Origin of the sequence: Mycobacterium sp. E1747, from assembly GCF_001667775.1 — a bacterium.
In the GTDB taxonomy this organism is placed as follows: Bacteria; Actinomycetota; Actinomycetes; order Mycobacteriales; family Mycobacteriaceae; genus Mycobacterium.
In genome coordinates this window covers 50,417-72,939 of sequence record NZ_LZJI01000206.1, presented here as the reverse complement: position 1 = coordinate 72,939, position 22,523 = coordinate 50,417, and the positions used below count along the sequence as shown (strand labels likewise).

At 69.0% G+C, this 22,523-nt stretch carries 17 protein-coding genes and 2 pseudogenes; 9 read left to right on the top strand and 10 right to left on the bottom strand.

Translation table 11 applies throughout. The annotated features are described in order from the left end of the window. The first annotated feature begins 505 nt into the window (after positions 1 to 505). Positions 506 to 778, top strand: a complete 273-nt coding sequence (locus tag A5695_RS22330) for an SHOCT domain-containing protein (protein ID WP_068087361.1) — start codon at positions 506 to 508, stop codon at positions 776 to 778. A gap of 63 nt (positions 779 to 841) precedes the next feature. Here the strand turns inward: A5695_RS22330 and A5695_RS22325 are convergent, their stop codons facing one another. From A5695_RS22325 to A5695_RS22310, 4 genes and pseudogenes are all read right to left on the bottom strand, one after another. Further along, positions 842 to 2,191, bottom strand: a complete 1,350-nt coding sequence (locus A5695_RS22325) for a hypothetical protein (RefSeq protein ID WP_068087358.1) — start codon at positions 2,189 to 2,191, stop codon at positions 842 to 844. 103 nt (positions 2,192 to 2,294) lie between these two features. Continuing rightward, positions 2,295 to 3,212: pseudogene (locus A5695_RS22320) on the bottom strand (cytochrome P450); the annotation flags it as partial. Position 3,213: 1 nt separating this feature from the next. Continuing rightward, entirely contained in the window at positions 3,214 to 4,407 is a 1,194-nt protein-coding gene (locus A5695_RS22315; RefSeq protein WP_068087355.1) for an MFS transporter, read from the bottom strand. Next, complete coding sequence (locus A5695_RS22310; RefSeq protein ID WP_068087353.1) at positions 4,394 to 5,281, bottom strand: NYN domain-containing protein; 888 nt, start codon at positions 5,279 to 5,281, stop codon at positions 4,394 to 4,396. Before A5695_RS22310 ends, A5695_RS22315 begins: the two co-directional genes overlap by 14 nt. 110 nt (positions 5,282 to 5,391) lie before the next feature. Between A5695_RS22310 and A5695_RS22305 the strand changes: the two genes are divergently transcribed. Together A5695_RS22305 and A5695_RS22300 are read left to right on the top strand one after the other, a co-directional pair. Next, the gene (locus A5695_RS22305; protein ID WP_068087350.1) at positions 5,392 to 6,264 is read left to right on the top strand and encodes an alpha/beta fold hydrolase; all 873 of its coding nucleotides are present in this window, start codon (positions 5,392 to 5,394) and stop codon (positions 6,262 to 6,264) included. A gap of 63 nt (positions 6,265 to 6,327) precedes the next feature. Then, positions 6,328 to 7,671 (top strand): cytochrome P450, encoded by a 1,344-nt coding sequence (locus A5695_RS22300; protein WP_068087385.1) that lies wholly within the window; start codon positions 6,328 to 6,330, stop codon positions 7,669 to 7,671. Here A5695_RS22300 and A5695_RS28770 read toward each other — a convergent pair. Beyond that, positions 7,658 to 7,783, bottom strand: a pseudogene (locus tag A5695_RS28770) (steroid C27-monooxygenase); the annotation flags it as partial. The gene A5695_RS22300 and the pseudogene A5695_RS28770 overlap by 14 nt on opposite strands. Before the next feature lie 158 nt (positions 7,784 to 7,941). Between A5695_RS28770 and A5695_RS22295 the strand changes: the two are divergent. Beyond that, entirely contained in the window at positions 7,942 to 8,352 is a 411-nt protein-coding gene (locus tag A5695_RS22295; protein WP_068087347.1) for a hypothetical protein, read from the top strand. On the opposite strand, the gene A5695_RS22290 is transcribed toward A5695_RS22295, so the two are convergent. Further along, positions 8,322 to 10,586: an FUSC family protein gene (locus A5695_RS22290; RefSeq protein ID WP_068087381.1), complete on the bottom strand. Its 2,265-nt coding sequence runs from the start codon at positions 10,584 to 10,586 to the stop codon at positions 8,322 to 8,324. The two genes, A5695_RS22295 and A5695_RS22290, sit on opposite strands and share 31 nt — an antisense overlap. Before the next feature lie 106 nt (positions 10,587 to 10,692). On the opposite strand from A5695_RS22290, the gene galT reads away from it, so the two are divergent. Continuing rightward, positions 10,693 to 11,772 carry a galactose-1-phosphate uridylyltransferase gene (galT, locus tag A5695_RS22285; protein WP_068087343.1) on the top strand — a complete coding sequence of 360 codons (1,080 nt, stop codon included), beginning with the start codon at positions 10,693 to 10,695 and terminating at the stop codon, positions 11,770 to 11,772. Then, the gene (locus tag A5695_RS22280) at positions 11,769 to 12,860 is read left to right on the top strand and encodes a galactokinase (protein WP_068087341.1); all 1,092 of its coding nucleotides are present in this window, start codon (positions 11,769 to 11,771) and stop codon (positions 12,858 to 12,860) included. The genes galT and A5695_RS22280 overlap by 4 nt, the downstream gene beginning before the upstream one ends. A 189-nt stretch (positions 12,861 to 13,049) precedes the next feature. Here A5695_RS22280 and A5695_RS22270 read toward each other — a convergent pair whose 3' ends face one another. After that, positions 13,050 to 13,535, bottom strand: a complete 486-nt coding sequence (locus A5695_RS22270) for a hypothetical protein (RefSeq protein WP_068087333.1) — start codon at positions 13,533 to 13,535, stop codon at positions 13,050 to 13,052. Positions 13,536 to 13,627: 92 nt separating this feature from the next. Further along, positions 13,628 to 14,302 carry an LpqN/LpqT family lipoprotein gene (locus A5695_RS22265; protein WP_068087378.1) on the bottom strand — a complete coding sequence of 225 codons (675 nt, stop codon included), beginning with the start codon at positions 14,300 to 14,302 and terminating at the stop codon, positions 13,628 to 13,630. Between the two features lie 190 nt (positions 14,303 to 14,492). On the opposite strand from A5695_RS22265, the gene A5695_RS22260 reads away from it, so the two are divergent. Next, complete coding sequence (locus A5695_RS22260) at positions 14,493 to 17,120, top strand: GH92 family glycosyl hydrolase (protein ID WP_068087330.1); 2,628 nt, start codon at positions 14,493 to 14,495, stop codon at positions 17,118 to 17,120. A 16-nt stretch (positions 17,121 to 17,136) separates the two neighbouring features. On the opposite strand, the gene A5695_RS22255 is transcribed toward A5695_RS22260, so the two are convergent. Then, a complete protein-coding gene (locus A5695_RS22255; RefSeq protein ID WP_068087327.1) occupies positions 17,137 to 19,512 on the bottom strand; it encodes a lysylphosphatidylglycerol synthase transmembrane domain-containing protein in 2,376 nt (791 codons plus the stop codon). Between the two features lie 152 nt (positions 19,513 to 19,664). On the opposite strand from A5695_RS22255, the gene A5695_RS22250 reads away from it, so the two are divergent. Beyond that, positions 19,665 to 20,609, top strand: a complete 945-nt coding sequence (locus A5695_RS22250) for a class I SAM-dependent methyltransferase (RefSeq protein WP_068087324.1) — start codon at positions 19,665 to 19,667, stop codon at positions 20,607 to 20,609. Here A5695_RS22250 and A5695_RS22245 read toward each other — a convergent pair. Further along, positions 20,606 to 21,319 carry a TVP38/TMEM64 family protein gene (locus tag A5695_RS22245; protein ID WP_068087315.1) on the bottom strand — a complete coding sequence of 238 codons (714 nt, stop codon included), beginning with the start codon at positions 21,317 to 21,319 and terminating at the stop codon, positions 20,606 to 20,608. The genes A5695_RS22250 and A5695_RS22245 overlap by 4 nt on opposite strands. Positions 21,320 to 21,408: 89 nt before the next feature. On the opposite strand from A5695_RS22245, the gene A5695_RS22240 reads away from it, so the two are divergent. Further along, on the top strand, positions 21,409 to 22,521 hold the full coding sequence (locus A5695_RS22240) for a DUF2235 domain-containing protein (RefSeq protein WP_068087313.1): 1,113 nt from the start codon (positions 21,409 to 21,411) through the stop codon (positions 22,519 to 22,521). Positions 22,522 to 22,523 lie beyond the last annotated feature (2 nt).

The following is a 22,523-nucleotide window of genomic DNA, read 5'->3' as shown; positions in this document are numbered from 1 at the left end:
CTCCCATCGGACAGCTTGACAAGCTTCCCCTACCTCGCGTTTGACTTGGTCTCAGCGACGTCGGCACAAGCGCCAAACCTTCGTCCCCTGATCCTGCGGCCTTGCGCGCCCGGTAACTAGAGACCTATTTCCCCAAGAGAAGTGACGCAAGGCCCTACCCCCAGGGGGTATGTTGGACGGATGCTCGACCGGTCGCACGGCGGGCCGCGCAGCGGAAGAGGTGAGCGATATGGCGGTGTCCGGTCAGGTTACGGGCGGCCATTGGGCCGCGTTGCTCATCGGCGTGGTGCTGTTGTTCACGTTCCTTGCGACTACGGCCGCGGGACTGATGCGCGTTCACCGAGGACGCCGGATCGAAACGACACCACCGTCCACCGACGGGCCACCCGACCCATTGCCGTCCACCATGGGCGCGAGCCTTTGGCGCTTGTGCCGACGTCGCTGAGACCAAGTCAAACGCGAGGTAGGGGAAGCTTGTCAAGCTGTCCGATGGGAGGCGATCTCAATGATGGTCTGGTACGGCCACAACATGGGCTGGTGGGGATGGGCTGGGATGGGCATCGGCATGATTTTGTTCTGGGCGCTGCTGATCGCCGGCATCGTTGCCCTCGTCAACTACATCAATGGAGATCGCGGGGATCGCCAGTCCCCGCCGTACACGTCCCCGACCACCTCCCCCGAAGAAGTGCTCGCCGCGCGGTTCGCCCGCGGCGAAATCAACGAAACCGAATATCGGGACCGGCTGGCTGTACTGCGCGAGCATGCGCGCCCGGCCTGAATGGTTCTGCGCGAGGCCGAATTTCTGCACCGCCACCTGGTCTCGATGAATGGCTGACGACGCTCAAGACCAGGGGCCGGGGAAGCGCCCGTCCTGATCTTGCACCATCACGATGTCCTTGCACTCGCCGTTCAGGGCGACGGCATTCTCGCCGCGGCAGACCAACGTCCACCCCGAGATCCGCGCGAACGGCCGGACCGACCAGGTGGTCGCGATCGGTTCGGTGGCGGGCAGGGCGAGGACGGCGAACGTGTTGGCGACGTTGGTGATATAGAGATGGTCTTCGAAGAACGCCATCTTTGCGATCGACATCTTCTTCGCCTCGTCGCGCGTCTTCAGGAAATCCCACTGCTGGCTGCGCAGGTTCCACACCCCGAAACCGAACGATGAGCTGTCCGAATCATGGCCGTCGACAAAGAGTTTCCCGTCCGACAACGTCGCGGACAGCCCGCCGCCGGGAACGCGGTCGGAGTCGCCGACCTTGATGACGGACTTGGCGTTCAGGTCGTAGAACATCGTCGACAGTGCCGGCGGGTTGTAGGAATCCCAGCGCGTGATCTTCACCAATTTGTCCGGGCCATCGGTCAATTCGGCGTCCACGCTGCGGATGTCGTTGTCCTGATAGATGGGCTCCCCGCTGGGCCGGCGCAGCTCGGCGCCCGAGGTCTTGGCGGGGTCGGTGTTGCGTTGGAACGCGAGAACGTCCTGCCAGGCGCGTCCCGATTGCGGATCGTTCCACGGCATCGACAGGTCGGCGCCGGACAGGATGACGGTCCGCGGCGGCGAAGTGGGGGCATGCCCGTCGGTGAAGGCGTTGATCCACGCCACGCCCGACGCCGTCGAGGACAGCGACCAGTCCTTCGGCGCGGTCAGCTTGAGGTCGGGTGTCGGCGGCTGCAGATCCTTGGTCGCCAGCGGTTGGCCCGCCTTGAAGTCGTAGGCGTACGCGGTCGCCTTGGTGACCGCGGGTTGTTGGGCCTGGGCGGGTTTGACCGTCGTGACGAGGTAGACGACCCGCATGTCCTCCGCCGTGCCGGTGAGCGCGCAGATGGCGCCGGTCAGATTCTCACCGGCGGGCACCGACGGGAGCGCCGGCGCGACGTATTGTCCGGTCTTCGGGTCGAATATTTTGGGGCGGATGTCGTCGAGTGCGGATTTGCTGTCGGAGAATTTCTCCGGGCAACCGAAGTACGCCGTTCCGCCGTAGCTTTTCCAATCCTTCTCCAACGGACCGGTGATCGGCGCGGGTGCGGCGACCGCGTTGGGGGCGGTTTTCGACGGAGAAGTCGAGGTGGTAGGGGTCGCCGCCGGTGGGGATGCGGTTTCCGAACAGGACACGAGCGCCAGGCAGGCGACCAGCGTGGTTAGGGCGAGCCCAAATTTGGGCGCAGTTTGCCCCGTAAACGCACGCATCAAAAACCCCCGTTAAGTTCGTGTAACCAGAGAGCGTAAAGCGGCTCCGCGCCAACCGCGACTCGGGTCAGGCGGTCTTCGTCACACCACACCCGCCGGCCGGCTATCGGTCGAACTCGACGGGCAGGCTCTTCGGGCCGCTCAGGCTCACCATCGGCTTCCACGGGACCGGCCCGGCGATACGCGGATTGAGCAAGCGGCCCGCGATGACGTTCAGCGCCTCGGCGATCTCGCGCCCGGACAGATTGGCCCCCAGGCAGTAGTGCACACCCCCGCCGAACGTCAAAATGGGCGGGGCGCCCTCGCGGGTGACGTCCACCCGGTCAGGGTCGTCGTACACCGCGGGGTCGCGGTTGGCGGCGGCGGTGTTGACCAGGACCATCGTGCCCGCGGGAAACAGGTAGCCGTCCAGCTCGGCGTCATCGACCACCATGCGCAGGGTCCCGCCCGCGATCGGCGAGTGGCGCATGGTCTCCTCGACGGCGCGCATCGCCAGCTCCTCGACGGCGCGCATCGCCAGCTCCGGGTGCTCCTTGAGCAGCTCCCATTGCTCGGGGTGCTCGCACAGGACGTGTACCGACGCGGCCACCTGGTTGCGGGTGGTGTCCGTCCCCGCCAGGAGCAGGCCGCCCGCCAGCATCCGCAGTTGGGCGGTGTTCAGGCGGTCGCCGTCATCCTCGGCGCGGATCAGGTCGGAGATCAGGTCGTCGGTCAGGCTGTGCCGCCGCCGCGCCACCATGTCGTCGACGTAGTCGTCAAGCTCGCCCCACGCGCGCATGACGACCGGCTCCACCTCCCGGATGTCGACACTGAAGCGGAAGGCCTTGAAGACGTCGTCCGCCCATAAGGAGAACTGTTGCCAGTCCTCGCGCGGGGCGCCGAGCAAGGCGCAGATGATCGGCACTGGGTAGGGGCGGGCGAGGTCGGCGACGACGTCGCACCGACCCGCGTCGATCACGGCATCGACGAGCCCATTCATCACGTTGACCATGGTGTCGTGCAACCGCAGGGTCGTGTGTGGCCTACCGGGTGCTGATCGCGTCGATAAGCCGACCGCCGATCAGCACGACCGCGAGCACGCCGCCGATGACTCCTGAAATGAGCAGTGGCAGTTGGCCATTCGCGCCCCACAGGGCGCCCGCCCACAACCCGGCCACCAGCACGGCCAGGCCGACGGCGCCCTGGAACACGCCCTGCGCACTGGCCTGATGCGCCGGGTCGACCAGCCCCGAGATCCACGCCTTCCCGACGCCGTCGGTACACCCGGTGAACATTCCATAGGCACCGATCAGCAGCCATGCCGTCACGGCGTCGGTGGTCAACCCCAACCCGAGGTAGCCGACCGCGAAGAAGGCCAACCCGACGCCGAACAGCGCCGCCCTGCCGATGCGGTCGGCGAGCGCTCCTGCAGGGTAGCTGGCCAGCGCGTACACCGCGTTGTAGCCGACGTAGGCCAGGATCACCCCGACCACCGAAAAGCCAATCTCGTTGAGGCGCAACAACAACAGCGCGTCGGGGAAATTGACCACACTGAAGACCACCAGGAGTCCGGTCACCCGCCAGTAGGGTCGCGGCAGCGAGCGCACCCCCGCCCACATCGACTGCCGCCGCTCCCGCGGACCGCGGCGCCCACGCTCGCGCACGCCGAAGACGAGCGCCACCGACAGGATGGCGGGCACGATGGCGACATACAGCAACGGCGCGATCCGGTGGTCCAGCAGTTCATAACCCACCAGCCCGAGCAGCGGACCGACGACGGCGCCGAAGGTGTCCATCGCGCGGTGGAAGCCGAAAACCCTGCCGCGCAAGGCGTCGTCGACGCCATCCACGAGCAGCGCGTCGCGCGGTGCGCCACGAATGCCCTTGCCGAGCCGGTCGACGACGCGACCCGCCAGCACGCCCGGCCACGCCCCGGCCACCGCGATGATGACCTTGCCGAGGGCGGCCATGCCGTAACCGGTGGCGATCAACGGGCGCCGCGCGAACCTGTCGCCGAGCGGCCCCGACGCGAGTTTCGTCAGGGAGGCGGCGCCCTCGGCCGCGCCCTCGACCGCCCCCACCACCGACGGCGGGGCGCCCAGGGCGGCCGTCAGATAAATCGGCAACAGCGGATACAACAGTTCGCTGGCGGCGTCCTGCAGGAATGAGACCCCGGAGAGCACCCGAACGTTGCGAGTCAGCCAGGGGGGCCCCGCTTCGGTGTCAGTCCTGCGCACGCAGTCGCACCATCCGCGTCGTCGACGTCTCGTCCAGTTCGACGACGTCGGACCGCGACCGCAGGAAATCGCTGAACGACCGGAACCCGAGCGACCGTTCGCTGAACGACGGGTCCATCCGCTTCATCTGGGCCTTCACCGCGGAGTTGTGCAGCCAGTCGACATCATCTTTTTCCAGGCCGATCTGCAGCGCACGCGTCAAGAGCGCCGTGGCGGCGGCCTGGGGATCGGGCGGCTCGGGTTCCTCGGGCGGGGGCTCCTTGGCGCGCCCGGAGCGGCGCTTCGCCGGCTTGGCCTCGGCCTCGGTGGCCTGCGGTTCCAGCGCGGGGACCCCGGGCAGCGAATCGTAGATGACGAATTCGTCGCAGGCCGCCGCCAGCGCCCGGCTCGACGCGCCGGCGACCCCGATGCCCACCACATAGCGGCCGAGCCTCTTACACCGCTGGGCCAGCGGGATGTAGTCGGAGTCACCGGCGACGATCACCACGTGCGTGAGGTCGGGCAGCCGGAACATGTCCTCGACCGCGTCGACGGCCAGCCGGATGTCGGCGCCGTTCTTGCCGTAGGCGGCCGCGGGGAACAACTGCACCAGGTCGACGGCGCGGGCCACCAGCTGGCCGCGGTATCCGGCGTTGATGTCGGCCGACCAGTCCGCGTAGGCGCGGGTGAGCACCAGCGTCCCGAACGACGACGCGAAGTCGAGGATGGCGCCGACGTCCACGGTTGCCCGGCCCAGCCGCTCACCGTACTGGTCGAGCCCCTTGGCTTTGTCCCGCTGGAACGAGTTACGACCGTGTACCTGGTCATATCGCGAGATCACGATGTTGTCGAAGTCGAGGTAGACGGCCACGCGGGCCGCAACCGGTTCGGTCATGCCCTAGATCATCGCTGAGGCCTCCGGCGCCGCGGGGCCCGGAAGCGTTTTCCGTCACGATTTCCCCCCAGCAATGCCCTGAGCGGGGCCGGAGCGGGTACAACCAGGGAATGAGCCAGTTGAAGTTCTTGGAGTTGCACGGCGACCGGGTCGCCTACCGCGACGAGGGTGACGGCGAGGTGCTCCTGCTCATCCACGGGATGGCCGGCAGCTCGGAGACGTGGCGGTCGATCATTCCGCCGCTGGCCAAGAAGTTCCGGGTCATCGCCCCGGACCTGCTTGGCCACGGCGAATCGGCGAAGCCCCGCACGGACTATTCGCTGGGCGCGTTCGCGGTCTGGCTTCGTGATCTACTCGACGAGCTGGGCGTCAGCCAGGCCACCTTGGTCGGTCAATCGCTCGGCGGCGGCGTTGCTATGCAGTTCGTCTACCAGCACCCCGATTACGCCAAGCGGTTGATCCTGATCAGCAGCGGCGGGCTGGGGCCCGACGTCGGCTGGGTGCTGCGGCTGCTGTCGGCGCCCGGTGCGGAGCTGGTGTTGCCGATCATCGCTCCCAAGCCGGTGCTGTCCGTCGGCAACCGGCTGAGGTCGTGGCTGAAGAGCGCCGGCATCCAGTCTCCGCGCGGGGCCGAGCTGTGGAGCGCCTACTCGTCGCTGTCCGACGGCGAGACGCGGCAATCGTTCCTGCGGACGCTGCGATCGGTCGTGGACTACCGCGGGCAGGCGGTCAGCGCGCTCAGCAGGCTACGACTGCGGGAGGACCTGCCGGTCATGGCGATCTGGGGCGAGCGCGACGGCATCATCCCCGTCGACCACGCGTACGCGGCGCACGAGGCCCGCACCGACGCCCGGCTGGAAATCCTGCCCGACGTGGGTCACTTCGCACAGGTCGAGGCGCCGAACCAGGTGGTGGAGCTGATCGAAGACTTCATCGCGACCGGCGACCGCCACGAGACGGACAGCACCCAATTGCACATGTGAGCCCGAAGGGGCGGCCAACGTAATTGCCCTTCCCCGGGCGTGCCGGCCGTAAAATTCATGGCGATGCGCAAAGCCGCGCCTTCCATGCTCCCGCCGGGGCCCGCGCTGCCCCGGGCATTACAGGCCGCGTTGATGCTGCACCGCGGGTCGCACTTCGTTGCCGCCTGCCGGCGACGTTATGGGAACGTCTTCACGCTGCGCGTCGCCGGGATGGGCACGCTGGTGTACTTGGCCGACCCGGCCGACATCAAGACGGTGTTCGCCGGCGACCCGCGCGTTTTCCACGCCGGGGAAGCGAATTCGATACTGAGCGGGTTGCTGGGTGAAAGCTCGCTCTTGGTGATCGACGACGATGTCCACCGAGACCGGCGGCGGCTGATGCTGCCGCCCTTTCATCGGGACGCCGTCGCTCGACAAGCCGGGCAGATGGCCGACATCGCCGCCGCCAAGATCGCCGAGTGGCCGGTGGGGAAGAGCTTCGCGGCCGCTCCCAAGATGTCGGAGATCACCCTTGAGGTCATCCTGCGGACGGTCATCGGCGCCACGGATCCGGCCCGGCTCGCCGGCCTGCGCGCGATCATGCCCAGGCTGCTCACCGTGGGCCCCTGGGCGACTCTCGCGCTGGCCAGGCCGGAGTTGCAGCGCTACCTCCCATGGCGGTCGCTGCGTCGGCGAATGGCCGAGGCGGACCGGCTGCTCTGCGCGGAGATCGCCGAGCGCCGCGCCGATCCCGATCTGGCCGACCGTACCGACGTGTTGGCCATGCTGGTCCGCGCCGACGAGGGCGGGCACCCGATGTCCGATCGTGAGCTGCGGGATCAGCTGATGACGTTGCTGGTGGCCGGGCACGACACCACCGCGAACGGATTGTCCTGGGCGCTCGAGCGGATGACCCGCCATCCGGCCGTGTTGGCCAAGGCCGTGGCCGCCGCCGAGGCCAGCGCCGCCGGTGATCCGGCCGGAGACGAGTACCTCGACGCGCTGGTGAAGGAGACATTGCGGATCCGCCCGGTGGTCTTCGACGTGGGGCGGGTGCTCACCGAACCGGCCGACGTGGCCGGTTACCGCCTGCCGGCCAAGGTCATGGTGGCACCCGGAATCGGGTTGGTACACACCAGCTCCGCGGTGTATCCGGACTCGCACCGATTCGACCCGGACCGCATGCTGGGCGCCACTCTCACGCCGACGACGTGGTTCCCGTTCGGTGGCGGCAACCGCCGCTGTCTGGGCGCCGGCTTCGCTTCGGTGGAGATGCGCGTGGTGTTGCGCGAGATTCTGCGCCGGGTCGAGCTGTGCACCACGACCGCGGCCGATGAACGCCAGAGGCTGAAATTCGTTGTCCTGGTGCCACATCGCGGCGCCCGCATTCGCCTGAGGGCGATCAAGGACGTCCCCGCCGCGGCTTGAACAACTCCCACTGCGCCGGATGGTCGGTGCAGGCCATCATGCCCTGCGTGATCGAATTGCGGGTCGTCTCGTTGCCCGCGACGGCCAGCGCGACCACGAACATGCCGAACTCCATCGGGCGCTGCCGGTCCCACCGGATCGGTTCCGTGGCGCGCAGTTCGGCGAAACTCCGGCACCGGCAGCCGAATCTTCCTGGCGACTATTGGGATCGGTAGCAAACCCGACGTGTCCTACTGCCATAAAGCCGAGCCCTGAAGAAAAGAAGCCTTCATGAAAATCACAGCGATAATCGCGACCGGTCTGGTCGCCGGCGCGCTGGCGGCGGCCGGTTGCGCGCAGGCCGAGGTCGCGGCGCCCGCCCCGATCCGGTTCTACGCGACGGCCCCGGCCCCGGCCCCGCAGCCCGATCCCGAGGCGGAGGTCGCGGAGCTGCAGTGGCAGGTGAACGACCTGCACGACAACTGGGACAACCTCACACCGGCGCAACGCCAGCAACGGCTGGCACAGCTGCAGCAGCAGTCCACCACGGTGTCCAACGATGTGCAGAACCTGCCTCCCGCCCAACGGCCCGGCGTCGAATTGCGGTTGTTGCAAACCATGCTTGCGCTGTTCGACCTGGTGCGAAAGGCCCAGGGGCCCAACCAACCGTGCTATTTCCCGGCGTGCCTGCCCGGCCTCTGAAACCCGTCGGTGTGAAACTCGGTCGCGGCGGTTTCGCGCCCGCCGAGGTTGGTGGCCGCGGTCACGATGGCCCGCTCGATCTGCCGCAGCGCGTGCACCGCGGTGAGGAGCCGGCGGGTGTCGGGCAGCGGTCGCACCGGTGATCCGGCTTCGCCGTCCCGCTGTCGGGCCAGCGTCTCGGCGGCGTCGAGCTCGTCGGCGGCCGACACCATGGTCGGCGCGCGGCCACTGCCGATCGCGGCGGCCAGCGCGTCGATGTTGCGCCGCGTCCGGGCCGCGGCAGCCGAGAAGGCTTGGGCCAGTTCGAAGGTGAGCGGCTGCGCTCCCACCGGGTCCAGATAGCGCTCGCTGCTGCGTGCCAGGCTGCGCCCGTACCGGTCGCACGCCGCGAAGATGCGCAGGGCGCGGCGAATGCTGCGCCGGCCCGCAAGGCCGGCGACGCCCGCCAGCAGTGGCTTGGCGGTAACGCGGAACTGCTGCAGGTCCCGGTCCAGCTGGCGTGCCTGCTCGGACGGGCTCCCGCTCGCGTCCGCACCGAGCATGGTCGCGGTGGACGCCTCGATCAGTCCCGACAGGTTGCCCAGGAACGTGCGGGTGTCATCGCGGATCGCTTCCCGGGTGTGCGTCGGCAGCACGACGACGGCCACCGTGGCCCCGATCACCGCGCCCAGGGCGGTCTCTTCGATCCGCAACATCAGCACGCCGAACGAGAATTGGCCGAGCAAGCCGTACAGCAAAGCCAGCATCGTGGTGATCCAGAAGGTCATCAGGCTGTAGGTGACGGTCATGAAATAGAAGGCGCAGAACAGGCACACGAAAATGCCGGCGAGGGCGGCCGTCTTGTCGCCGGCCAGCAGCGTGGCCACCAGCACGCCGCACGGTACGCCCAGCAGGGTGCCGAGCATGCGCTGCCATCCTTTGGTCAGGGTTTCGCCCCACGAGTTGGTGCCGGCGAAGATGACGAACGCGGCGATCACGGCCCAGTACCAGCGTGCGTGCGACACCAGCTCGCCCGCGACGATGGCGAGCGACGCGGCCACGGCGACCTGGATGGCTTGCCGGGTGGTCGGCCGGAGCCCCTGCGGTGGTTCCTCGTCAGCGGGCTCGGCGGGCGCGTCCGGGGGCGCGCCGTCCGAGGCCGGCGGCCGCTCGCTGTCCGTACTCTCCAAGGCCACATCGCCGGTCGCCGCGCGATCGACGATGGCCCGCACGTCGGAAGTCGCTGTGGCGGCGTTGATGATCGCCAGCGCGAGGCGGCGCACCGCGGCGCTGCCCGGGTCATCAGCACCGGCGGCGCCGCGCTGCTCGTCCAGCAGCCGTTGCGCACGCGCGGCGGCTTGCCGGAGGCCGTCGGGCTCGGGCAGGCGGATGGCCCGCGCGAGCCGCGAGAGCACGTCGACGAGCGCGACCCGGGTCGGGGCGGGTATCGCGCTCGGGTCCTGCGACATGAGTGCCGCGGCCCGCCGCCCCGCCGTCGCCACCCATTCGATGGCCAGCTCGGCGTCCAGCAGCCACGGGGCCAATTGTTCGGCGGTGACGCCCGGCCACAGCACGGCGGGGTCGGCCTTGTCCTCGATCTGGCTCTGCACCATCAGGGCGGTCTCGTTGAGCCGGGTGGTGCGCGCCCGCATCCGGCGGCGGCGCCGTTCGTCGAGGCGGCCGGTGCGGACGGCGTCGGCGGTGGTGTCGACGACGATCGCCATCCGCGCCCGCAACGCCCGGACGGTCGCTCGCAGCACGCGCTCCGGCCGATCGGGCATGACGTAGGTGGTCATCACGAACGTGCACACCGTGCCCACCGCGACCGCCCCGATCATCCAGGGCAGCTCCGAGACGCTCGCGCGCAGATACAGCGTGAAGAAGTAGGACATGAACGCGACCATGCCCAGCGCCCGGCCGCGGGCCCCGAAGCGGCGGATGTAGGCGGCGGCGAACACGACGAGCACGAACACCGCGTCGCTGAGCACCTGGTGGGGCGCGAGCGCCGCCGCGGCCGTGATGGACACGGCGGCGGGCACGGGCAGCAGCGCCATGGTGATCCGCTGCTGCCGCGGGTCCGGCTCGTTGACCGATCGCGAGGCGACCATCGTGATGACGACGCCCAGCAACGCGACGGTCAGCGGTTGTCCGGTCGCCCGGGTCAGGACATAGAGGGCCAGCAGGGAACAGCCGAGCGCGGCCGTCGTCCGCGTCGCCATGCGCAGCCGCAGCAGACCGGGATCCGAGCCGATCACCCAGTTGCGGGCCTGTTCGTAGAAGTCGGTGATCGCCACGCCCCCTTCTGGCCTGTTGAACCCATCATGATTACCCGAACTTCGGCACCAGCTAGTCTTCGACATCGTGACAGCGCCCACGCGGGCCACGCTTGCCGACGGCCGTGACCTGCTCTTCTTCGCGCTGCCGGGGCACCGTCCGGCGCCGGTCGAAGACCGCAGGCCGCTGCCGCCTCGCGACGGCCAGCGGTCCGAGCTGCGGTTCGACCAGACGACGGGGCAATGGGTGATCGTCGCTTCGCTACGCCAGGACCGCACCTACAAGCCGCCCCCGGACCAGTGCCCGCTATGCCCCGGCCCGACCGGACTGACCAGCGAGGTGCCCGCGCCGGACTACGACGTGGTGGTGTTCGAGAACCGGTTCCCCAGCCTGTCCGGCGCAGGCGCGGCGCTCCCGCCCGCGGGTGACGGCTTCGTGTCCGCCCCGGGACACGGCCGCAGCGAGGTGATCTGCTTCTCCAGCGACCACACCGGCTCCTTCGCGGGGCTTCAGGCCGCGCACGCCCGGTTGGTCATCGAGGCGTGGCGGCACCGCACCGGCGAGCTGTTGGCCACCCCGGGCATCGAGCAGGTGTTCTGCTTCGAGAACCGCGGCGAGGAGATCGGGGTGACGTTGACCCACCCGCACGGCCAGATCTACGGCTATCCGTATCTGACGCCACGCACCGCCGCCATGCTCGGCCAAGCGCGCGAGCACCGAATGCGCCACGACACCAACCTCTTCGGCGACCTACTCGCGGGCGAAATCGCCGACGGCAGTCGAATCATCGCGCGTGATGACAGGTTCACCGCCTTCGTGCCCTTCGCCGCGCGGTGGCCGGTCGAGGTGCACATCTACCCGAACAGGTTCGTGCGCAACATCACCGAACTCGACGAGGACGAACGGGACGGCTTCGCACGGCTCTACCTGGACGTGCTGCGGCGATTCGACCGGATGTATTCGGCACCGCTGCCCTATATTTCGGCGTTGCACCAATACGCCGACACCGACGCGCAGGCCGACGGCTACTTCCACGTCGAGCTGATGTCGATCCGGCGCAGCGCCAACAAGCTCAAGTACCTGGCGGCCTCCGAGTCGGCGATGGACGCTTTTATCAGCGATGTCACGCCCGAGAGCGTGGCCCGGCGGCTGCGCGAGCTTGGATGACGGTCCGCTACGCCGCGCCCGGGCGGGTCAACCTGATCGGGGAGCACACCGACTACAACCTGGGTTTGGCGCTGCCGATCGCCTTGCCGCAGCGCACGGTGGTGACGTTCGCGCCCGACGGCGGCGATGCCATCACCGTGGTCAGCGACCGCGCGGACGGGCCGGTGCGCATCGCGCTGGACACCGCCCCCGGTGACGTGTCGGGCTGGGCCGCCTACGTGGCCGGGGTGGTGTGGGCGCTGCGGCAGGCCGGCCATCCGGTGCCCGGCGGCGCGATGCGCATCACCAGCGACGTGGAGATGGGGTCGGGACTGTCGTCGTCGGCGGCGCTGGAGTGCGCGACGCTGGGCGCGATCGCGGCGGCCGCCGGGGTGCGCATCGACCGCCTGGAGCAGGCGCGGCTGGCCCAGCGCGCCGAGAACGACTACGTCGGCGCCCCCACGGGCCTGCTCGACCAGCTGTCGTCGCTGTTCGGGCGGCCCGCGACGGCGCTGCTGATTGATTTCCGCGGCCTGACGGTCCAGCCGGTGGCCTTCGACCCGGACGCGGCCGGTGTCGCGCTGCTGTTGATCGATTCGCGCGCCCGCCACAGTCACGCCGGGGGCGACTATGCCGCGCGCCGCGCGTCGTGCGAGCGGGCGGCCGCGGACCTCGGGGCGTCGTCGTTGCGGGATGTCGAGGACCGGGGCCCGTCCGCCGTCGCCGCTGTCCGCGACCCCGTCGACGCCCGCCGGGCCCGCCACGTGCTGAGCGAGAATCGGCGAGTGTTCGATTGTGTTGCTGCGCTTAGTGATTCGGACTTCGTTGCGGCCGGACGGATCTTCTCCGCCTCGCACGCCTCCATGCGGGACGACTTCCAGATCAGCACCGAACACATCGACCTGATCGCCGACACCGCGGAGCGGGCCGGCGCGCTGGGCGCGCGGATGACCGGCGGCGGGTTCGGCGGCTGTGTGATCGCGCTGGTGCCGTCCGCCCGCACCGGCGCCGTCGACGAGGCGGTGCGACGCGCGGTGCGCGACGCCGGTCTCGAGCCGCCGGTCATCACCCGAACCCGCGCCGCGGCCGGTGCGGGGCCGTGCGAGTGAGCTGGCGGCGTTCAATCTGCTCAAGTCCCTGTCTCAGGTGCACAACATGAAGCTGGGAGAGCTCGCCCGCCGAGCAGATCGCGAAGGACTTTTGCGAGGTCGGCAGTGAGGTCGCCACGTCGCGCTCACGGATCGAGCGGCGACTGCTCACCGCGGACCCGCGGGCCTCGGGCACCGACGACTGAGCGGCTATTGCACCGGGCTCAGGCGTACCGCTGCCAGGTGCATCCGGTCGACCGCCTCGGCGAACTCGTCACGCGTCGGTATGCAGTGATCGCGGAACTTGAGCCCGATCATCCGCTGCGCGCGCTGGACGCCGTAGGACTCGGCGCAGCGCAGGAAGAGGTCGGACACGGCAGCGCGGTCGCGGATGAGCTCGCCGTGCATCGCGGTCGTCTTGCCGTCGTAGACAACCTGAGCGGGTGCGCCGTCGCGGAAGTTCTGCTTCCAGGAGGCGCCGGTCAGCGCGTAGAGCTGACCGTCAATCACGTGGGCGCTCAACGGAAGTGAGAACGGCCGGCCCGTTTTTCGCCCGGTGAAGCTCAGCACCATCAGCTGCTTGCGGGCGGGGCCGGCGAGTGGGGTGCGCAGCAGGAAACCCATCAGCGGGTTGACGATGCGCATCAGCGCCGACGGGGGATGCCCGGCCTCTATCTGATACGACTGCTCGGCCATGCGCTTACGGTAAGGCCAATCGGGTCCCGCAGCCTAGGCCTGCCAGGGACGCCGCCGCGGGAGCGGCCTCGCGACGGCGGCACGGTCGCCGGTCAGGGCGTGATGGTGGTCTGGTCGTCGATGATGTTGGTGGCGTCCATCAGCGGGCCCTGGTCGGCCTGCGGGCCCTCGGCGTTGAGCTGCAGCACGTAGACCGCGCCCTGGCTGGGGATCACCACCGTCTTCTGCGCGATGACGCGGGTGGTGCCGTCCTTCTGATACGTGCCGCCGAGCTGCCAGGCCTGGAAACCGCCGAGCGTGGACGCCTTGCCGTCACCGTTGCCCTGGTATCCGGGCAGGTTCTGCACCTCGCCCGGGGCGTACTGGATGATCTTGGCCGGGTCGACGTTGCCGGAAAGCCTGGAGAACAGCGCCGAGACCGTGGGCGGGTCGCCGGGCTTGCTGGGCTGGGTCATCACGATGCCGCCGTACGACGTGCCGGCGTCTTGGTTGAGCTGCCAACCGTTGGGCACCGGCAGGTCGACGCTCGGGCCCGGATCGCCGTGGTGAACGGGAGTCTCCGCGATGTGGTTGTCCCTCACGTAGTCGGCGATGGTGTACTTGGCCTTGGCGCCCGGTGCCGCGCTGGTCGCCGACGACGAGGTGGATGTCGAGGTGGACGTGGTCGTCGATGTCGTCGATTGATTGCCGGATTTGTGGTCGCTGCCGCAACCGACGAGCGCCAAACTCAGCGCTACGGAAATGGTTGCTGTCGTCAAATGTTTCATCGATCCGATCTCCCGAAAATTGGGGCCGGTACCAGCACCGGCCACGCCGAGATGACAGTAGCCGAAATGGCACGCGAGTTTGCCGATATCTTTTGAACATTTCGCCGCCACGGTGATCGCCCGCAAATCGTTATCCAATTCGGTCGGAAAAGTGCCCACTCAATTCACCGTTGTCCAGTAAGAGACAGGTATGCGAGCACGAAGGACCATCGTCGCGATCCTCGCGGCGTCGGTCGTCTTCATGGCGTTCATCGCCGCGGCGCCGCCGATGGCCTACGACGGCGAGCCCGCACTGGTGACCAACCCCGTCGACCACGTCGCCACGCTGATCGGCACCGGGACGGGCGGCCAGACGGTGGGGGAGATCAACAACTTCCCGGGCGCCACCGTGCCGTTCGGCATGGTGCAGTACTCGCCGGACACCGTGGGCAACTACGCCGGCTACAACTATGACAACCCGCGCGCGAGCGGGTTCAGCATGACCCACGCCTCGGTCGGCTGCGCGGCGTTCGGCGACATCTCGATGTTGCCTACCACCAACGGAATTGGCGCACAACCCTGGAAGTCATGGGAGCGAATCGCCCACGACGACACCGAACAGGGCGTGCCGGGCTACTACAGGGTGCGGTTCCCGGAGACCGGGGTCAAGGCCGAACTCACCGCGACGACGCGCACCGGTGTCGGCCGGTTCAGCTACCCACGCAACGGCCGCCCCGCCCTGCTGCAGGTGCGGTCCGGCGCATCGCTGGCGGGCAACTCCCGGGCTACCATCCAGATCGGCGAGGACAACACGACGATCACCGGTTGGGCCACGAGCGGCGGATTCTGCGGCAAGAACAACACCTACACGGTGTATTTCGCGATGAAGTTCAGCCAGTCGTTCACCGCCTACGGGGCGTGGGACGGCTTCGCGGTTTATCCGGGTGCCCGCAGCGCGAATTCGCCGTACAGCGGCGGATACGTGCAGTTCCCGGCGGGCGCGGTGCTCGAGGTGCGAACCGCGATCTCCTACGTCGGCATCGACGGGGCGCGGGAGAACTTGGCCGCCGAGGGCGGCGCGAGCTTCGACGACGTGCGGGCCGCGGCGTCGAGGGAATGGAATGCCAGCCTGTCTCGCATCGCCGTCGCCGGCCGCAACGTCGATAACCTGAACACCTTCTACACCTCGCTGTACCGATCCCTCCTGCACCCCAACACCTTCAACGACGCGGACGGGCGCTACCTGGGGTTCGACAACGCCGTGCACACCGTGGCCGCGGGGCGCACGCAGTACGCCAACTTCTCCGACTGGGACACCTACCGATGTCTGGCGGCGCTGCAGGCGCTCCTTTTCCCGGACCGGGCCGGCGACATGGCCCAGTCGCTGGTGAACGACGCCGAGCAGAGCGGCGCGCTGCCCCGCTGGGCCTTCGCCAACGCCGCGACCGCGGAGATGAGCGGAGACAACGTGGTACCGCTCATCGTGAACTTCCACGCGTTCGGGGCCGAGAACTTCGACACCCGAACGGCCCTGCGCTACATGGTGATTGCGGCCACGAAGGGCGGGGACGGGCTCAACAAGTACGTCGAGCGCCCGGGCATCGCCACCTACCTGGAGCGCGGCTATGCGCCTTTCACGTTGGAATTCGGTCTCGACGGTTGGATCGCCGACGCATCGATCACGCTGGAATGGTCGGTCGACGACTTCGCTATCTCGCGGTTCGCCGACGCGCTCGGCGAGGACGCCACGGCCGCCGAATTCCAGGCCCGATCGCAGTATTGGCAGAACCTGTTCAACCCGAGCACCGGTTACGTCTCCCCGCGCAGCTGGACCGGCTTCTTCCGCGACGGCCCGGGTTTCGTCGAGCCGCAGTCGAGTTTCGGCCAGATCGGTTACGACGAGGGCAACGCCGCGCAATACGTCTGGTTGGTGCCGCACAACGTGGCCGGCCTGGTGACCGCGCTCGGCGGCCGCGACGCGGTGGCCGCGCGCCTCGACGCCTTCACCGAGAAACTCAACGTCGGGCCCAACGAGCCCTACCTGTGGGCCGGCAACGAACCGGGCTTCGGGACGCCGTGGCTGTACAACTACATCGGTCAGCCATGGAAGACGCAGCGCACCGTCGACCGGGTGCGCGGGCTCTTCGGCCCGACGCCCGACGGCGAGCCAGGCAACGACGATCTGGGCGCGATGGCCAGCTGGTATGTCTGGGCGGCGCTGGGCCTTTACCCGAGCACACCCGGAACGGCGATCCTCACCGTCGGCGCGCCGCTTTTCGACCGCGCGGTAATCGCGCTCCCGGGCGGCAAAACCATCCGGATCTCGGCTCCCGGCGCGTCCGGCCCGTACCACCTCAAGTACGTCAGCGGCTTGCGCGTCGACGGCCGCGCCACCGATGACACGTGGCTGCCCGAGTCGTTCATCCGCACCGGCGGCGAACTGGCCTTCTCGCTGGTCGCCTACCCGGACAGGCGTTGGGGCACAAGCGAATCGTCCGCACCGCCGTCCTTCGGCGCGGGCGCCTCGGCGGTGACCGTCAACGTCCCCAACCCGGTCGTCACGATCGCGCCCGGAAGCAAGGGCACGGTGAGACTCGACGCGCAACGGATGCGCGGCGACGGCGGTTACACGATCACCGGCGCCGCCTCGGACCGCGGGATCACCGTGACGCCGACGGTGGGCAAGTTCTCCGCCGACGGGTCGGCGACCGTCGACGTTCCGATCGTGGTCGCACGGTCGGTGCCCGAGGAGTACTACCTGGTGAACCTGACCTCCAGGGTGGGCGAAAGCGCCCGCGCCTCAACGGTTCTCGTGGTCGTGCAGGCCGGAAGCGAGTGAGCGTGCCCAGCGTCCGTTAGATCATCTCGTTCTTGGTCAACCACCGCATGACCGGCCAGCCGACGAACACGGGCAGCCAGCAGGTGAGCACCCGGTACAGCAGCACGGACGGCACGCCGACGGCCGCCGGTACGCCGAAGGCGGCCAGGCCACCGATCAGCGCCGCTTCGACGGCGCCGACGCCGCCGGGTGTCGGCGCGGCCGAGGCCAGGGTTCCGCCGACCATGGTGACCACGGTGACGGTGACGAACGTGGTGCCGCCACCGAAGGCTTCGACGCTGGCCCACAGCGCCAGGGCCGCGCCGAGAGTCGTTCCCGCGCAACCGAGCAGGATCAGCGCCAGTCGCCGCGGCTCGCGGGCCAGCTTGACCAGGTCGCCGGTCACCTCGTTCAGCTTCGGGCGCACCTCGGTGGCCAGCCAGCGCCGCGACTTCGGCACGAACAGCAAGGTGCCGAGGATGCCCAGCGCGACGCCCCCGATCAGGTACAGCATGGTGGCGCTGGGCACGAAGTGTGACAGGTGCATCGACGCGCCCGCGACCACGCTGAAGAAGATCAGTAGGAACAGGTGCGCGATCACCTGAACGGCCTGCTGCAGCGCGACCGCCGCGGTGGCCCGCATCGCCGACAGGCCGCTCTTTTGCAGGTACCGCGTGGACAGCGCGAGCCCACCCACGCCGGCGGGCGTGGTGGTCGCGGCAAAGGTGTTGGCCACCTGGACGAATGACAGCCGCCAATAGTTGACCGTCCCATCGGTGCAGGCCCACAGAGCCGCGGCGGCGCCCAGGTACGTCAGGGCCGACACCGCCAACCCGAGCAGCGCATACCACCAGTTGGCGGACCTCAGCTGGGAGAAGAACGTGGGTGCGGTGCTGATGAAGGGATAGGCGACGTAGACCAGCGCCCCGAAGAGCACCAGCTGAATCAGCTGGCTGCGAGTGAACCGGGTGATGGTCTCGGTCTTGATCTGGTCGGCCCCGGTCTGCCGCTTCACCTCCGCGCGGGCGGCCGAAATGACGGCGCCCGCATCCGAGACGGACTTCCGGATGAGCCGCGGCACAGCCACTTTCGTCAATCGACGCGACGCGCTCAGGATGGTGTCCCTGTCGAACGCATCGATCGCTGCGGCCACCGCCGATTTGGGGTCGTACAGGGCGGAGGTGGTCACCAGCAGCTGCGCGATGTCGGATTGCAGTTGAGCGTCGGTGGCGCCGTATTCGGCGTTGTGAAAGCCCCCGAAGCGCACGTCGCCGCCCTCGACGGTGATTTCGTTGCCGCGCAGGTCGCCGTGCGCGATCTGCTGGTCGTTGAGGCTCCGCAGCGCTTCCCACACCCGGTCCACGGGCGTCGACTGCGCGCAGCGAGTCAGCGGCAGGCCGTGGGGTGGCATGTGCGAGTAGAGAATCCAGCCACGGTCGAGGGTGGCGACGGCGATCGTCGAGGTGTTGGCCAGGTCCACCTCCCCGATGGCGATCGTCATCAGCGCGCGGTGCTCGACGGCGCGGCGCATCGAGGTCACCAGGGGTGCGGTCTCGGTATCGCGCAGCCGCAGCTTTATCCAGAGTTGCCGCAGTGTGCCGCCGCTGCGCTGATGCGGTCCGTACAACTCGACGACCGCGGCGCCGTCGGGCTCCTCGCATCCGGCCGAAAGGACCAGCGGGCCGCGGCCGGCCGGCCGGACCACGGTGAGCCGGGTGACCACGAACCCGCGCCTGGCCATCGCTCGCACCGCGGCCTCCAACGGCACCTCCAGCGCGGGGGTCCCGACCACCAGCACCACCAGCGAGCCGACCAGCCAGCCGACCGCCAGGCCCAACAGGGCGCGCGCCGGCACGATCGCGCTGACCACCAGGTGAATCGGCACGAACGCCAGCAGCAGCGCCCACCACCAACGCCGCCAGCGCGCGGGTAGCCAGGGTCCCGAGACGGTCAGCACCGCCGCCAGCATGCCGATCCAACGCGGGTCGTCAAGGAACTGGCCCAACACGGTCTGCAGCCGTTCGGACAGGTCGAAGTGCCAGCGCGGCGCCGAAAACCCGTTGCCGCCGATCGACAGCGGTAACGCCGCGAGCACAGCGGCGGCCGCGTAGGCCCCGAGCAGCTTCCACTGCCGGCCGACGACCAGGCCGATCAGGATCATGAACGGCAGGGCCAGGATCGCCACGCCGTACGCGAGGTACACCAGGTCGGACTGCCGCGGGGAAAGCACGCCGACGATCTGCGAGATGGACTTTTCCAGCGCGTCCCACTGCGGCCGGGTGATCAGCGAACTCGTGATCACCACGGCGAGGAAGGTCGCGCTGGCCGCGAGCCGCAGGATGTCGTTGGTGCGCCGGGTCAACGGCTGCAGCAAGCTGCCGGAAACGCTGACCTCGCGCCCGTCGACTCGCATGGTGATCCTTCGGATCCGTTCGGCGCCGCAAACAATTGCCGCTTGCCGGCTCGCCGACAACTTAACCGGATAGCCGGTTCCGCGACAGCTCCCACCCATCCGGTGCGCGTACGGTCGAGTATGTAGGCGAACTATCGATTCGGGGGACGCGCGTGGCCAGGACCGAGAACGACAGCTGGGAGATCACCGAGAGCGTGGGGGCGACGGCGCTGGGCGTGGCGTCGGCGCGCGCCGCGGAGACGCGAAGTGAGAACCCGTTGATCTCCGACCCGTTCGCGCAGGTCTTCCTCGACGCCGCCGGCGACGGGGTGTGGAACTGGCACTCGGCCCCGCAGTTGCCGGACGAACTCATCGAGGCCGAACCCGAGTTGCCGCTGCAGATGCAGGCGATGGTCGGTTACATGGCCTCGCGGACAGCGTTCTTCGACGAGTTCTTCCTCGCCGCGACGCGCGCCGGCATCCGCCAGGCGGTGATCCTGGCCTCGGGTCTGGACGCGCGGGCATGGCGGCTGCCCTGGCCGGACGACGGATGCGTCTACGAGCTGGATCAGCCCCGGGTGCTGGACTTCAAATTGTCGACGCTGACCGAACACGGCGCAGAGCCCGCGTGCAATCGGATCGCCGTCCCGGTGGACCTGCGCCAGGATTGGCCGACGGCCTTGCGCGAGGCGGGTTTTGACTCGTCAGCACCCAGCGCGTGGTCCGCCGAGGGGCTGATGCCCTACCTGCCGGCCGCCGCCCAGGAGCTGCTGTTCGAGCGTGTGCACGGGCTCACCGCACCCGGCAGCCGGGTGGCCGTGGAGGCGCTGGGGCCCAAGTTCTGTGATCCCGAGTTCCGCGCCAGGCGCCGCGAGCGGATGGACCGGGTCCGCGCGCTGATGGCGCGGGTGGACCCGGACCGGCAGGTGCCGAGGACCGACGAGCTGTGGTACTTCGAGGAGCGCGAGGACGTCGGCGACTGGTTCCGCCGCCACGGCTGGAGCGTGACGGTCACGCCGGCCGACGAGCTGATGGCCGGCTACGGGCGCACGGCGGCCAAGGAGGTCGCGGACGCGGTGCCGGGAAACCTGTTCGTGGCCGCGGAGCGCCCCGCTTAGCCCTCCCCGGCTTTTCGGCTGGCGCGCCAATTCCGGTATCCGCGCCGCGCGGCGAACGCGCCGACGATGGCGGTCACGCACCACACCGCGATCGCCGCGTAAGCCAATGGCGACGACCCGTTGCCGATCGACGCGCCCAGCGCGGTGTAGACGAACGCGCGCGGTACCGAACCGACGAACGAGCCAATGACCATCTGCCACAAGGGCACCCCGAACGCCCCGAAGGCGTAGGACGCGAGCGCATCGGAGAGGCCGGGGACGAATCGCTGCCCGACGACCGCCCACAGCCCGCGGCGCTCGATCAGCGCGTCGATGCGGTCGGTGCGGTCGGCCCCCAGCAGCGCCCGGGCGCTGTCGCGCCCGGCCCGCCGGCCGATCAGGCTCGCGACGATCGCGGTGCCGACCGTCGCGCCCAGCGTGACGAAGATGCCGAGTAGGGGACCGAACAGCAGCCCGCTGGCCGCGGCCAGGACCGAGCCCGGCACGAACACGGCCCCGAGCACGGCCGACGCCACCACGTAGGTCGGCGGGGCCGCGGGACCCGTCGCCGAGACCACGCGCCGCACCTCCTCCACGTGGACGACGCGCGCGATCGCCACCAGGTAGAACATCAGGAGCAGGAACGCGACGAACACGCCGAGCCGCACGATATGGGCGCGCCGGGATGCGGGCTCCGGTGTCGGCGCGGAATTGCCTTCGCTGTCGTCCATGCTGACCGTCGATTCTTCCGCACCGTGCCCGGCCGTCGTAGAGTGCCACACATCAGGGAGTTGCATACCTGTGAGAGGCGTTCCCCGAGATGTCCGAGCACCCTGAACCGCCGCGGGGCAAGCGGATCGTCGTCTGCCTCGACGGCACCGCCAACCAAATCGGGGCCGGCAACCTCACCAACGTCGCCAAGCTGTTCGAGATGCTGGACAAGGACGATGGCCAGCTCGCTTACTACGACCCCGGCGTCGGCACGCTGGCGCCCGCGTCGGCGCACTCGTCGCTGTCGCGCACGATCGACCTACTCACCCAGAAGGCCTTCGGCCTGGGCCTGAAAGGCAATGTGGCGCAAGCCTACCGATACGTGATGCAGCATTGGCGCCCAGGCGACGCGCTCTACATCTTCGGCTTCAGCCGCGGCGCCTACACCGCGCGCGCGTTGGCCGGCATGTTGCTGCGGCCGGGATTGCTGCGGCCCGGCTCGGAGAACCTGCTGCCGTACGCGGTCGAAAAGTACGCCATCAACCGGTATTTCACCCAGGACGAGTACGCCCACTGGGCCGAGTTCGCCCGTGCGTTCTGCTGGCGCACCGAGGGCGAGCCGCTGTTTTCGACCGTGCGGCAAAACAGCCCGAATCAGGTGTGGCACCACGCGGTGCCGATCGCGTACCTCGGTCTCTGGGACACGGTCAAGGCGGCCGGGTTCCTGCGGTTCGGCAACCTGCGCTGGCCCTACACCCGCTCGCTGCCGAACGTCGCGCGCATCCGCCACGCCGTCTCGATCGACGAACGGCGCCGTCCCTACCGCGAATACCTCGTCGAACGCCATCCGCTGGCGCTGGAGGAACGCTGGTTCGCCGGCGTGCACGCCGACGTCGGCGGCACGTTCATGCCCGATCACCGGCTGGCCACGATCGCGCTGAAGTGGGTCACCGACGGAGTCGCTGGCGAAGTGGCGATCGACGCGGCGGCCTACCGGCAGCAGTGCGCGGCGACAGAAGACTTCGCGGACGCGCCGATCCACCACAATGGCAAGCTCTGGTACCTGGTTGGCTGCCGGCGCCGGCCGATGGGCGCCGATGCGCTGGTGCATCCGAGCGTGCTGGTGCGCCGTCGCGACGACCCCGGCTATTTGCCCGATCTGACCGGAGACGCGCAACGGCGCAGCGCCGACCCGACCGACTGGACGTCGCCCGCGTTGTGAAG

What these genes read in the sequence shown, in the direction of transcription:
- A5695_RS22330 (WP_068087361.1), top strand. Translation starts at nt 506, where the DNA reads ATGATGGTCTGGTACGGCCACAACATGGGCTGGTGGGGATGGGCTGGG.
- A5695_RS22325 (WP_068087358.1), bottom strand. Translation starts at nt 2,191, where the DNA reads ATGCGTGCGTTTACGGGGCAAACTGCGCCCAAATTTGGGCTCGCCCTA.
- A5695_RS22310 (WP_068087353.1), bottom strand. Translation starts at nt 5,281, where the DNA reads ATGACCGAACCGGTTGCGGCCCGCGTGGCCGTCTACCTCGACTTCGAC.
- A5695_RS22305 (WP_068087350.1), top strand. Translation starts at nt 5,392, where the DNA reads ATGAGCCAGTTGAAGTTCTTGGAGTTGCACGGCGACCGGGTCGCCTAC.
- A5695_RS22300 (WP_068087385.1), top strand. Translation starts at nt 6,328, where the DNA reads ATGCGCAAAGCCGCGCCTTCCATGCTCCCGCCGGGGCCCGCGCTGCCC.
- A5695_RS22295 (WP_068087347.1), top strand. Translation starts at nt 7,942, where the DNA reads ATGAAAATCACAGCGATAATCGCGACCGGTCTGGTCGCCGGCGCGCTG.
- A5695_RS22280 (WP_068087341.1), top strand. Translation starts at nt 11,769, where the DNA reads ATGACGGTCCGCTACGCCGCGCCCGGGCGGGTCAACCTGATCGGGGAG.
- A5695_RS22270 (WP_068087333.1), bottom strand. Translation starts at nt 13,535, where the DNA reads ATGGCCGAGCAGTCGTATCAGATAGAGGCCGGGCATCCCCCGTCGGCG.
- A5695_RS22265 (WP_068087378.1), bottom strand. Translation starts at nt 14,302, where the DNA reads ATGAAACATTTGACGACAGCAACCATTTCCGTAGCGCTGAGTTTGGCG.
- A5695_RS22260 (WP_068087330.1), top strand. Translation starts at nt 14,493, where the DNA reads ATGCGAGCACGAAGGACCATCGTCGCGATCCTCGCGGCGTCGGTCGTC.
- A5695_RS22255 (WP_068087327.1), bottom strand. Translation starts at nt 19,512, where the DNA reads ATGCGAGTCGACGGGCGCGAGGTCAGCGTTTCCGGCAGCTTGCTGCAG.
- A5695_RS22245 (WP_068087315.1), bottom strand. Translation starts at nt 21,319, where the DNA reads ATGGACGACAGCGAAGGCAATTCCGCGCCGACACCGGAGCCCGCATCC.
- A5695_RS22240 (WP_068087313.1), top strand. Translation starts at nt 21,409, where the DNA reads ATGTCCGAGCACCCTGAACCGCCGCGGGGCAAGCGGATCGTCGTCTGC.